Below are 11,084 nucleotides of genomic sequence, written 5' to 3'. Positions count from 1 at the left end.
TGCTTTTCTTAAGCGGTTAGTGAAGCAGTTTGATGAACCGAAGGTTGTAGTCACAGATAAAGCCCCCGCTATTACAAATGCCTTTAAGAAACTAAAAGAATACGGCTTTTATCAAGGGACAGAACATCGTACCATTAAATACCTGAATAATTTGATTGAACAAGACCATCGTCCAGTAAAGAGACGCAATAAATTCTATCGAAGTTTACGCACTGCCTCTACCACGATTAAAGGCATGGAAGCCATTCGAGGATTATATAAGAAAACCCGAAAAGAAGGCACTCTCTTCGGGTTTTCGGTGTCTACTGAAATCAAGGTATTATTGGGAATCCCAGCTTAAATCATAGATACCGTAAGGGATTTTATTCTTTATTTAAAACTTTGCAACAGAACCTGTCATTTCAAGGATGGACTATTGTCTCAGCCTCTTCTAATTTATTCTTAAGATATTTTTACTTTCTCTGCAGGTGCTGATACTTCTTTTTGTTCTTTTCGACCTTTCAACTTATACTTCATTAATCTCATGCCATTGAAAATTACCACCAAGATACTACCTTCATGAACCAACATTCCGATAGACATATTCATCCATTCGCTGAAGAAGACGCTGGTCAACAAGACCAACACTACTCCAATTGAAATCACGATATTTTGTTTCATATTATTTGCGGTGGCTTTTACTAATCCTAATGCGTGAGGCAAGTTGCTGAAGTTCGAGTTCATTAAAACGACATCGGATGTTTCAATCGCTACGTCCGTTCCGCTTCCCATTGCGATTCCAATGTCTGCTAAAGCTAAGGACGGACTATCGTTAACGCCATCTCCAACAAAGGCTACAATTTGACCACGTTGTTGAAGTTTTCCGATATAAGCCGATTTGTCTTCCGGCAACATGTGGCCGTGAGCTTCGGTCAAACCAAGTTCGCCGGCGACCACATCAACGGTTCCTTGGTTATCTCCTGAAAGAACGACTAGATTTTTCACGCCCAAGTCTTTTAATTCCTGCAAATTAGCTTTCACACCCGGACGGACTTGATCGCGAATGCCCATCAGTACTTTTAATTCACCGTCGACCGCTGTCAAAACGAGAGAGTTCCCTTGTTGTTCAAACCGTTTGACATCTTTTTGCACTTTTTTGCTGAGAGTGACATTTTCTTTTTCCATCAAGGCCACATTCCCAACAGCCACTCTATGTCCAGCTACACTTGAAACGATTCCGCCGCCTTTCACGACTTCAGTTCCTTCAACAGGATAAAAATTTGTTTCTCCAATTTGATTTAAGACCGCTTTTGCTAATGGATGATCTGATTCCCGTTCCACACTGGCCAGATAGCCAAGCGTTTCAGCAGAATCTTTTTCATACAGTTCAGTCGCTGCAACGGTTGGGTTTCCGACAGTTAAAGTACCTGTCTTATCAAATACAATTGTATCCACATTGCTGAAGTCTTGAATGACTTCACTCCCTTTTAAAAGAACACCGTTACGAGCACCATTCCCAATACCAGCAACGTTTGAGACAGGCACTCCGATAACTAATGCGCCTGGGCAACCTAGAACCAAGATGGTGATTGCTAACTCAATATTTTGACTGAATGCCCATACAACAATTGCCAGAACCAAGACAGCTGGTGTGTAGTATTTAGAAAAGCGATCAATGAACCGTTCCGCTTCGGATTTAGAATCTTGTGCTTCTTCCACAAGTTCAATAATTTTTCCAAATGTGGTGTCCTCACCAACTCGGTCAGCTCTGATTTGAATCGTTCCGTTTTCTAAAATGGTTCCTGCAAAAACTTCTGCGTCAGCTTGCTTGTTGACCGGAACAGCTTCACCTGTAATGCTAGCTTCATTGATATGCCCTTCACCCGTAAGGACTATACCATCTACTGGAACTTTCGCACCCGTTTTAACGAGCAAGATATCCCCTTCATCTATATCATCCACTTCTACTTCTTCAAATTCGCCATTATCCATTTGTTTCAAGGCGCTTTCGGGTGCCATTTCAGTCAATTCTTTGATAGCAGATCGCGTTTGGTTCAATGTTCGTTGTTCCAAGTAGTGTCCGAATAAGAATAAGAACGTGACAATAGCCGATTCTTCATAATTTTGAATAAAAAGCGCACCAATCGCTGCAATACTGACTAAGACATCAATACTGATGACTTTGACTTTCATTGCTTGAAACGCTTGAATGGCAATTGGCATAATCCCAAAGACAGAGGCGATGATCAAAGACCACTCTGAAAGTCCTACGTTTTCTAAAACAAAGTGACTGAAGAAACCGAGTACGATTAACAATCCACTGATGACGGTGATAACATTTTTCTTGCTTAATATATATTGTTGCATGCTTTTTCCCTCCAAATTTAATTTCTCTTTTATTGATAAACACAGTATAAGATAATTGCCCAAGTAATTAATTGACTGACATCAAGTTTAGAAAGTTCTCTTTTATCGTTTCTAAGCACCTCGAATCGGATTGCAACATAAAAAGCAATCCTGGAAAAATAGTTTTTCTTCCAGAATTGCCTAGTTCATTTAACCTGTTAAGCGGCCTTGACTTTTGCTTTAAGGACCGGATAGCCTACGTTTTCGATAGCTTTTTGAATCTCTTCAATCGAAGTGACAGCTGAATCAAAATTGGTTTTGACTTTGCTGGAGTTGAATAATACTTTAATGCTGTCTTTATCAATACCGTTAACTGATTTCAAGGCACCTTCAATTTTTTGCATACAACTTGGACAAGACAACGTTTCTAATTGCAATATAGCTTTTTCCATAATTCCTATCTCCTTTATGTGTTTTTATTTTATCGGCAGCAGATTAATGAACACTGCCTTTTCCTCTTTACAACTGTAGTATAGCTCACTTTTAGCAAACGAAAATTGACGCATATCAAGTTTTGCACTTCTTTTTATCTTTTTGCTCAATTCACCATCTTAATAGTCTTTTTCTGCCCCTTATTGCCATCAGAATAATAAGAAATTGGTGGATAATCTTGTCTGCGTATAAACCATACTACAATCGCGCCAATAAACAGGGCCAGAGACAAGGCTTGCGAAACGCGGATCCACTCGCCAATCCATAAACTGTCCGTTCGCATACCTTCAATGAAGAACCGACCCACTGAGTACCACAAAACGTAACTCAAAGCGACTTCTCCTTGACGCAAAAGCTGTTTTTGGTTCCGTATAGTGACGATGAGGACAAAGCCCAACAAACTCCACAATGACTCGTATAAAAAAGTCGGATGGTAGTAGGTACCATTGATATTCATTTGTTCAATGATAAATTCAGGTAAATAAAGATTTTCCAAGAATTGACGAGTAACCGGTCCACCATGAGCTTCCTGATTCATAAAATTGCCCCAACGACCAATGGACTGGGCTAACAATACATTGGGCGCTAAAATATCAAGAACGAGTGCCAAAGAAGTACCTTTTTTCTTTGCATACCAATATAGCGTACCCCCTCCTGCAATCAATCCCCCATAAATCGCAATGCCGCCATTCCAAATCGCAAGGATTTGTCCTGGATTTTGCAGATAATAACCAAGTTCAAATAACACATAATAAAGCCGAGCGCCGAGGAGTCCACTCGGAATTGCCCATAAGGCCATATCGATAATGGTATCCTCTTCCAGTCCTTTTTTCTTTGCTTCCTTGGTGCTCAACTGGAGAGCCGCTAATATGCCCGCTGCAATAATGACTCCATACCAATGAATCACAACAGAACCAATCTCCACCAAATGGGGATTCAAAACGCCTAATACGAATCCCATTCTATTTGCTCCATTTCTTCAATTTTTCGCGTCATTCTAGTCATGGTGATGCTGAACAAGATTCCGGCTAAGCTCCATGGAAACCAAACAGTGAATACACTTTTATCTCCCTGGTCACTCGCTTCGTAATACGCCACTTTTCCGTGTCCGATTACGCCGGCTCCTTTTACAACTTCCTCTTCTTTTTCCATAGCTAACCTATCTGCCTCAACAACGTTAGACGTTTTTGCTTCGCCGCCAATCGTGTTCTTGGTGAAAGGGACGACAAAGAATGCACCCGCTGCTGACAACGTGATGGCAACTATCACCCAAAAATAATGCACATTCACCCCTACTTATTTTTACGTTTTGTTCGACAACCCTATCTTAAAGAAAAATAAAACAAAAAAACTTGAGGGTTACCATGTTTGTGCTTTTATTTTTCCAATGAATGAAGGTCGTTCTGTCTTAAAAAAGCCAAAAACGGACAGATGGAAGCAAAAGCACTGAGTTCTGTCCCGTTGTTAATGAAGAGCGACAGAACACCAACGTGTAGAAAAAAGTGTGTCCGATTATTCGCCGTAAAGCAATAAATCATCTAAATCCTGAATCTTGATCCTTTTCCCAGACAGCTGTTGAATCAATCCCTCGTCCTCCAATTCTCCAAATTTGCGACTGATGGTCTCAGGTGTCGTTCCTAAATAGGAAGCAATGTCCTTTTTTGCCATCGGCAGGGTAATGGTGGGAGAGTTGCCCATTTCAGGTTCCACATTTTCTGCCAAAAATAAAATTAAACGGGTAGTTACATGCTCTACCGCCACTTGTGTGGTTTGGCGTTCGGAATTTTCTAACCGCTTGGACATTTCAGCCAGCAGTTTTAGAGAAATAGCGGGGTACTGTTCCAGAAAATCCTGGACATCCTTTTGCTGAATCATACAGACAACGGTATCCCGGGTCGCTTCGGCATATTCCTCGTGTACTGCATCCGGGTTGAACAAGGTCCATTCTCCGGTGAAATCACCAGGGTTCAAGATCCGCACTAGCTGCTCTTTGCCAGAGTCTGCCAATCGATAAATACGGATTTTCCCACGATTGATAATATATAAAGTATTCTCTTTTTCTTGTGAACGAAACAGAAACTCTCCTTTTTGATACTGTTTCGTGTGGGCTTTTTCAGCAATGTAATTCATCGCGCTATCCTCTAAGTGATTGAATATTGGAACCAAGCGGATACAGGCTGCGTGGTCGCCAATTTCATGATGGGTATGTTTAGTCAATTCATTCTCCCCCTTTATTTATTTTGTTTATATTCGCTGCTTTTATTATATAAGTCTCTTACTACAAAAAAATTGATGCACATCAAGAAAATGGAAAAAGGACTGGAAAGAATTCCAATCCCTAAATCAGCTTCTACTTTTAGCTTAATCTTCATCCTCATCAAGAGCGTCATCATCTTCTAATGCTTCTTTACCAATGAACGCTTGCAGCATCCAAATGTTCTTGTCTAAGTCATTTTTAAAAGCAATCAATGTATCTTCTAAAGCATCGTCACCCTCGTCTTGAGCTAAACGAATCGCGCGAATAGTTAGGTCACGAGTGCTTCTGAAGTCCTCGATAATATTTTCAACCATGTCTTCTGCTTTAGCGTATTTATTAACTGCATCTTCCGAAAGCATCGAATATTTTTCAAATTCAACCGTTGTCGAAGCAGGTTTATGCCCAGAAGTAATTAGACGCTCCGCAAGTTTGTCGAACCATTTTTCATTTTCGTTATACAACTCTTCAAATTTTTCATGCAACGTAAAGAAATTGGCTCCTTTTACATACCAGTGATATTGGTGCAGTTTCACATGTAATGTATGCATGTTGCCTAAAAGATGATCCGCAATGGCCGCTGCATTAATTTTCGTATGATGAACATGTTCCTTGTGTTCTTGTTCTTCTTGCAATCTTTCTTGGGGTGTTCTTTCTTGAGTAGCTTTATTTTCAGTCATGATTTATTCCTCCTATAATTTTGGTTTGTTTAAAATAGCTTTCTTTGATTCCTCCTTTTTCTTTACTGAATTTAGTATAGGATAGATTTCCGTTAAAAAAATTGACGCTCATCAAGAAAAGTACTTCTTAATAGACGCCAGGCTTCTCTATTAAATTCAACTGAAATAATCAAAGGAATGAAGTCGTTCCCTCCAAACAAAAATTTCATTAAAGTAGGGCCTAAAAAAAGAATAGCAACTATACTTTGTCAAGAGACCTGACTGCTATTTTTTTGCTTGTTATTCTTCAATTACCAAATAGTGTTCTTGTACTTTGCTTCCATCTACATACCGTTTATTTTCGTTTAGCTGCGGTTCGGAAATGCCCACTCCTGCTAGTTCGAGATACCGACAGAGGTTGCTTTTCAGGTAGTCAAATTCGGGGATACCAATATAATTGGTATCGCTTCTTGGATAAGAAAGCACCTTTTTTTCATAGAGTTTTTGAGCGATCGAAAGCGTTTTGTCGGCACTGTACTTAAAGCGTTTATTCGCGAAAGATTGTAAATCAGACAAGCTAAAGAGTTTCGGCGCATACTGCCGTTTTTCTGCATATAAAGCGTGTAAAGACGGGTGAGATTGATTCCTACCAGCCAATCAGCGATTTGTCGGGTTTCTGCTTCTTTGTAAGTGGAATAAAACGCCTGTCCGTCCTTCAGATTTTGAAATCCTTTTTTCATTTCGCTAGTTTCAAGCGAGTTGATCCATAAACGTTTAATGGTTTTCCCGCTATTTCCCGAAAGGTTGATAATCAAGCGGGCGATTGCTTCACCTTCTCGGTCGCTGTCGGTCGCAATCACGATTGTTTCCGCTTCATCTAAATACTTTTTGACGATCTTGTATACCTGTCAATACGGATTGAACTGTTGTTAATGCTCCGGAAATTCTTCCTTGAATATCTCCTGCAGCTGCACCTAAATATAAAGTTTGGAAATTATTTTGTAGAAAATTCATAGCTCACTCTCCTTTATTTTTCTTCTTCTCTTTATAAAGCTATTGTTTGTTCTTGCTTTTGTTCTCTAGCCTTGAAATTGTTTATTTGAGTAATCTTTGAGCTCTTCAACTGCTTCAGCTACCTTCCCTACTTTTCCTTTATATGAATTATATTTACGTGATTTGTGCCAATAAGACGTCACACGAAGCCCTAGCTTCTTCATTAAGCGCTGTACCTTCTTGTGGTTGACGTGATAGCCACGTTGCTTAAGTCATTCACTCATTGGACGATAACCTGCATTGGCATGTTCTTGACGTATTTTAAGCATTTCTTTTTCGATAAGCTCATCGGTTCAAATGGCCTCTAAAGTTTTGCCAAAGTGTTTCTTCCGACTTCAAGTCCGGACGATAAGTCCACTGATTTTCTTTCTCACTTAAGATCTGTATGAACTGGTTTTCAATCATTTGTTCCGAATGACTCATTTGAGCCCCCCCTCATTTCCATAGTTGCCACCATTTTTTAGATTCTGTTTTTACCGGATCTTTTTCTTTTGCCTTGTTTCGTTCTTCTTCTGATAACTTCAATTGAGCTTTTAGTCGTTCAATTTCTTCCTGCACCTCACCCCTTATCGACGATCCATCTTTCATATCCTCCTGCATATCCTCCTGAGGCATTTTAAGAGCTTTCAATTCATTGATTTCTGATTTATATTCTTCTAGCAATTTTTTATCCTGCAAAGCTAGGCGTTGTTGTTGGTCTAAGAGATTTTGCATTTGCGATATTTGGCTATCTTTATTTTCTAGTTGCTTATCTTTAACAAATAACTGTTGTTCTAGTATTTTAACTACAGATGAATCACCAGTTGTGGGGTTACTAGTATCGGTTACCTTGTCGTTACCAGTTGCGTTACTAGTGGTAAAGTGTTGTTTTAACAACATATATCCAGTGTAGGTTACTACTAAAGTTTTCACTCCGTTACTAGTAACGGTTTCCACATGGTTTGCTCTAAATTCTTCGGTTAATCTTTTCCTGACAGCTTGTTTCGATACGTTAAATTCGTCTGCAAGTTCTTTTATGGTTTTTAAATCTTCACTCATGCTTTACCCTCTATTTTTTTCAATAGGTCTGCCATATTTTCTATGTCACTTCCTCTAACTGTTGGGAGGTATTGTTCAATCGCTTTTTTAAGGTATTTAGCAATATTCCGTTTTGAATAAGCTTCTTGCTTACTAGCAACATATGAGAGATGGTCTTGAACTGCTTTCATTCCATGTAAGTCTTTCAACTCATCATAGAGAGGATAAACATGTTGCTGTAATCCTGCCATAATTGCTGTATCTGTCATTTCATAAGAATTTAGAAGCATATTATCGAGTAATAGCTTAGTATATTTATTTTTCATTGCTTCAATAGCTAGCCTATCTTCTGTTTCTTCTTTCTTTGCTTGTTCTGCTTGATACATTTTATCATTGAGTTTGTAGCTATTATCGTCTGCACACCGTTTCTTCTCGATATGAAAGACAATAGAGTCAATGCTCCGTCCTTTTTTGATTTTGTCATAAGTCACGTTAAAAGACGTATGGGCGTTGATTTCTTCCAACGGTTTTTTTAATATCCATGTTTCTAAACTCTGAAACCGTTCATAATCATTTACAGTATCAGTCATGATACGCAATTCTTTAATTGAAATAGACGGATTTCGGTAGCTTTCTACTTGTTCGGCTCGCCGTCCGCCTTTAGCGCTGTAATGCTCGTACTGGTTATAATTCATGGATAACCAACGATATAAGATAATGCTGTACTTGCTATTTAATTCTGCTAAGTCAGACAAAGCATGTTGTGTAAAATTCTTTTTAAGATTGATTAAGTAAGGCATAATTTCACGATGAAATTCAATTTTTACTTCATCATGATAATCTGTCCATTCCACGTAAGGTATAGGAACAATGCTTTTAAATTTAAAACCTTTGCCTGCTTCTTCTTTGATTTGAAAAAAGGCTTGTTTTTGCATTTTCTCAATCGCTTCTTTAAAGCGACTATGCTTGTCATTATCGGATACTTTAAAGAAAGCGAAAAGGTCTCTCTTTGAGAGATAAACAATATTGTCTTTTGGTGGCTCTTCGGTATTGATACAAGACACCGCTAACTCAAACATTTTCAGTGGGGTTTTATCCATTTTAGCAATAGACGTAATCAAGCTGTTATGCTCTACCACTTTTCTTTTTGACAGTTCATTCAAGGTCAGCACCTGCTTTTGATTTTCTTGTTTTTCTGGTATACTAGACATAGAAAGTTACTCCTTTGTGAGTGATTTTAAGGTGGCATAGAGAAGTCATTTCGTCGTGAATTTTCTCTATGCTTTTATTATATCATAATATAGCAAGGTTATATAGTTTTTTCTTGCTATATACACAGTTTTTTCTTGCTATATACACAGTTTTTTCTTGCTATATACACAGTTTTTTCTTGCTATAAAAATCTGCATAGCCTTACTATTGCTGACTTTTTGGGTACGCAAAAGAATAAAAGATTAAAATATATAAGATAAATATATAATAGGCTTCGCCTTTTTTTATTTTTTTTCAAAAATTTAAAATCAAAAGTCAAAATCATCCCGTAAGCAAACAGACGAATCAATATAGAATTTGATCAGTCTGTTTGTATCGGTTATTTATAAATCTTCTGTTTTTATTTCATAATAGCCCTCGTAATAATAACTCGCATCAATTCCTTTAAAGAATTGTTCTTTTCCTAAATCATCGGTTAATGCCTTTTGAATCAAATATTTTAATTCATTGGTGCTGACTGTACTACGGATCATGGCATTTAAATAGTCATCCTTATCAATTTGATTCCAATCGACGATTTTGTGTAGTTTATTTTTAAGAATTAAATCCAACCAGATACGAGTGGCTCGTCCATTGCCTTCTCTAAAAGGATGCGCCACATTCATATCCGAGTACTTATCAATAATTTCATCAAATGTTTCTTGAGGTAATTTATCAATATATTCAAGTGTTTGCGCTAAAAAAATACGTGGCGCAAATTGAAAGTTTCCTTTCGCAATATTCACTTCTCGAATTTTTCCTGCAAAGTCGTAAATATCTTGGAATAAAAACTGATGAATATCAGATAAGCCTTGAAACGTCCCAATTTCCAGATCCTCTATTTTGCCAGACTCAAACAATTCTTTGGCTCTTTTTTTCGTTAATAACTCTTCTTGTTTAGCTAATTCTGCTGAATTGGTTAACCCTAATTTATTTTCTAAAACCACAGGATTACCTCACTCTCTATTTTTTCGGAAAGATTCTTTTGAAAATTTTTGGACGTTGATCAAACCATGTTGAAGCGGTATACATTAATCGAAAACTGCCATAGATGCCAGCACCGATTAAACCAAAACCACCTAATCCAAGAACGACTGCCCCATAAGGATGTTTAGGCTGTATTTCCATCACTGTGTCATACAAAATATGCAAACCCCAACCATCCCAGATACCTTTATAAATCCATCGTCCGATGAGAATACCGACAACTAAGAAACAGAACAGGCAGACAATGTTCGCAATCAGAATACCGTAACGTTCGACAATCTCACGTTTGCGATCTGCTTTTATCTGCTCTTTTTGTTCATTCAGTTCTTTTTTCAAAGCGAGTAATGCTTGTTTTTCAACTTGAATGTCTTTCAGTAAGGTCGCTTTTAAGTTTTCTGCCTCTAAACGATGGAGTTGTTCTTGAATGGCAGACTCCATTTTTTGATTCGCAACAGCTTCTATTTTTTCTTGGTAGTCCTGAAAGTCTTTATTAACTTCTTGACGGACTAAGCGATCTAGTTCTGGAACGTTACTGAAATCAATTTTGCCATTTTTATAAGCATTTAATACTTGAACAACGAGTTGTTCATCTTTATTCATCGACTCATCCCCCGATCATGATCTTTTGTTGGTTTCTTTTCGGACTGTACGTCTCTATTCGCTTGTTTTTCTAGGCTTTGCTGTTGTTCTTGCTCGTAATTTTTCATGTCCTTTGAAAAGCGACGTTCAAAATCATCGAGGATTTTCTCTTTTGTTTGCTTTAATTTTCTTGTAACGCGTTGAGTAAGTTCTGGTACTCGTCCTGCAAACTGTTTGAGTGTGTCAATAAATCGATTAATTGTTGATTCTCGCTTGAGAGCTTCTGATTTTCTTGGTTCAATTGCTTGTTCAAGGCTAACAATTTCTGATTCTCTTTGTTGAGTGTCTCGCTCAAGCGGAGTAATCGCTGGTTCTCCTTGTTCAACAGCGCTAAATTCGTTTTGTCTTGCTCGGTTTTCCAACTCATGTAAAATGGTCTCCCTTCCAAAATCAGAACCCAATCGGGT

At 38.1% G+C, this 11,084-nt stretch carries 14 protein-coding genes and 3 pseudogenes; 1 reads left to right on the top strand and 16 read right to left on the bottom strand.

Going from position 1 to position 11,084, the window contains the following annotated elements; translation table 11 throughout:
* Nucleotides 1-340 (top strand): DDE-type integrase/transposase/recombinase (locus HFD15_RS13630; RefSeq protein WP_167595251.1); only part of this gene is annotated, 340 nt, incomplete at its 5' end.
* Nucleotides 341-441: 101 nt separating this feature from the next.
* On the opposite strand, the gene HFD15_RS13625 is transcribed toward HFD15_RS13630, so the two are convergent.
* The 16 genes and pseudogenes from HFD15_RS13625 to HFD15_RS13550 form a co-directional block, all read right to left on the bottom strand.
* Nucleotides 442-2,346 carry a heavy metal translocating P-type ATPase gene (locus HFD15_RS13625; RefSeq protein ID WP_167593778.1) on the bottom strand — a complete coding sequence of 635 codons (1,905 nt, stop codon included), beginning with the start codon at nt 2,344-2,346 and terminating at the stop codon, nt 442-444.
* 197 nt (nt 2,347-2,543) lie between these two features.
* Nucleotides 2,544-2,777: a heavy-metal-associated domain-containing protein gene (locus HFD15_RS13620; protein WP_003125439.1), complete on the bottom strand. Its 234-nt coding sequence runs from the start codon at nt 2,775-2,777 to the stop codon at nt 2,544-2,546.
* Nucleotides 2,778-2,923: 146 nt separating this feature from the next.
* Nucleotides 2,924-3,778, bottom strand: a complete 855-nt coding sequence (lgt, locus tag HFD15_RS13615) for a prolipoprotein diacylglyceryl transferase (RefSeq protein WP_167593779.1) — start codon at nt 3,776-3,778, stop codon at nt 2,924-2,926.
* On the bottom strand, nt 3,763-4,101 hold the full coding sequence (locus HFD15_RS13610; RefSeq protein WP_086275825.1) for a hypothetical protein: 339 nt from the start codon (nt 4,099-4,101) through the stop codon (nt 3,763-3,765). Before HFD15_RS13610 ends, lgt begins: the two co-directional genes overlap by 16 nt.
* A 228-nt stretch (nt 4,102-4,329) precedes the next feature.
* On the bottom strand, nt 4,330-5,034 hold the full coding sequence (locus HFD15_RS13605) for a Crp/Fnr family transcriptional regulator (RefSeq protein ID WP_181952288.1): 705 nt from the start codon (nt 5,032-5,034) through the stop codon (nt 4,330-4,332).
* A 144-nt stretch (nt 5,035-5,178) separates the two neighbouring features.
* Entirely contained in the window at nt 5,179-5,751 is a 573-nt protein-coding gene (locus tag HFD15_RS13600) for a Dps family protein (RefSeq protein WP_002292150.1), read from the bottom strand.
* A 279-nt stretch (nt 5,752-6,030) separates the two neighbouring features.
* The gene (locus HFD15_RS14455) at nt 6,031-6,306 is read right to left on the bottom strand and encodes a DNA topoisomerase (RefSeq protein WP_238785376.1); all 276 of its coding nucleotides are present in this window, start codon (nt 6,304-6,306) and stop codon (nt 6,031-6,033) included.
* A 239-nt stretch (nt 6,307-6,545) separates the two neighbouring features.
* Nucleotides 6,546-6,590: pseudogene (locus HFD15_RS14450) on the bottom strand (hypothetical protein); the annotation flags it as partial.
* A 13-nt stretch (nt 6,591-6,603) separates the two neighbouring features.
* A complete protein-coding gene (locus HFD15_RS13585; protein ID WP_167554804.1) occupies nt 6,604-6,744 on the bottom strand; it encodes a hypothetical protein in 141 nt (46 codons plus the stop codon).
* Nucleotides 6,745-6,857: 113 nt separating this feature from the next.
* Nucleotides 6,858-7,073, bottom strand: a pseudogene (locus HFD15_RS13580) (IS3 family transposase); the annotation flags it as partial.
* Nucleotides 7,069-7,206 (bottom strand): hypothetical protein, encoded by a 138-nt coding sequence (locus tag HFD15_RS13575; protein ID WP_167593780.1) that lies wholly within the window; start codon nt 7,204-7,206, stop codon nt 7,069-7,071. The pseudogene HFD15_RS13580 and the gene HFD15_RS13575, both read right to left, overlap by 5 nt.
* A gap of 12 nt (nt 7,207-7,218) precedes the next feature.
* Nucleotides 7,219-7,821, bottom strand: coding sequence for a DUF536 domain-containing protein (locus tag HFD15_RS13570; protein WP_167593781.1), 603 nt, complete (start codon nt 7,819-7,821; stop codon nt 7,219-7,221).
* Nucleotides 7,818-9,011, bottom strand: coding sequence for a RepB family plasmid replication initiator protein (locus HFD15_RS13565; RefSeq protein WP_167593782.1), 1,194 nt, complete (start codon nt 9,009-9,011; stop codon nt 7,818-7,820). Before HFD15_RS13565 ends, HFD15_RS13570 begins: the two co-directional genes overlap by 4 nt.
* A gap of 384 nt (nt 9,012-9,395) precedes the next feature.
* Nucleotides 9,396-9,998 (bottom strand): protein adenylyltransferase Fic, encoded by a 603-nt coding sequence (gene fic / locus HFD15_RS13560; RefSeq protein ID WP_062810218.1) that lies wholly within the window; start codon nt 9,996-9,998, stop codon nt 9,396-9,398.
* A 16-nt stretch (nt 9,999-10,014) separates the two neighbouring features.
* On the bottom strand, nt 10,015-10,638 hold the full coding sequence (locus HFD15_RS13555) for a mobilization protein (RefSeq protein ID WP_167595250.1): 624 nt from the start codon (nt 10,636-10,638) through the stop codon (nt 10,015-10,017).
* Nucleotides 10,635-11,084, bottom strand: a pseudogene (locus tag HFD15_RS13550) (relaxase); the annotation flags it as partial. The pseudogene HFD15_RS13550 and the gene HFD15_RS13555, both read right to left, overlap by 4 nt.

This window comes from Lactococcus sp. EKM203L, assembly GCF_011800585.1.
Taxonomy (GTDB): Bacteria; Bacillota; Bacilli; order Lactobacillales; family Streptococcaceae; genus Lactococcus; species Lactococcus lactis.
Note: the sequence above shows the minus strand (reverse complement) of the source record. Positions and strands in the feature narration are given on the sequence as shown.

What these genes read in the sequence shown, in the direction of transcription:
- HFD15_RS13625 (WP_167593778.1), bottom strand. Translation starts at nt 2,346, where the DNA reads ATGCAACAATATATATTAAGCAAGAAAAATGTTATCACCGTCATCAGT.
- HFD15_RS13620 (WP_003125439.1), bottom strand. Translation starts at nt 2,777, where the DNA reads ATGGAAAAAGCTATATTGCAATTAGAAACGTTGTCTTGTCCAAGTTGT.
- lgt (WP_167593779.1), bottom strand. Translation starts at nt 3,778, where the DNA reads ATGGGATTCGTATTAGGCGTTTTGAATCCCCATTTGGTGGAGATTGGT.
- HFD15_RS13600 (WP_002292150.1), bottom strand. Translation starts at nt 5,751, where the DNA reads ATGACTGAAAATAAAGCTACTCAAGAAAGAACACCCCAAGAAAGATTG.
- HFD15_RS13585 (WP_167554804.1), bottom strand. Translation starts at nt 6,744, where the DNA reads ATGAATTTTCTACAAAATAATTTCCAAACTTTATATTTAGGTGCAGCT.
- HFD15_RS13575 (WP_167593780.1), bottom strand. Translation starts at nt 7,206, where the DNA reads ATGAGTCATTCGGAACAAATGATTGAAAACCAGTTCATACAGATCTTA.
- HFD15_RS13570 (WP_167593781.1), bottom strand. Translation starts at nt 7,821, where the DNA reads ATGAGTGAAGATTTAAAAACCATAAAAGAACTTGCAGACGAATTTAAC.
- HFD15_RS13565 (WP_167593782.1), bottom strand. Translation starts at nt 9,011, where the DNA reads ATGTCTAGTATACCAGAAAAACAAGAAAATCAAAAGCAGGTGCTGACC.
- HFD15_RS13555 (WP_167595250.1), bottom strand. Translation starts at nt 10,638, where the DNA reads ATGAATAAAGATGAACAACTCGTTGTTCAAGTATTAAATGCTTATAAA.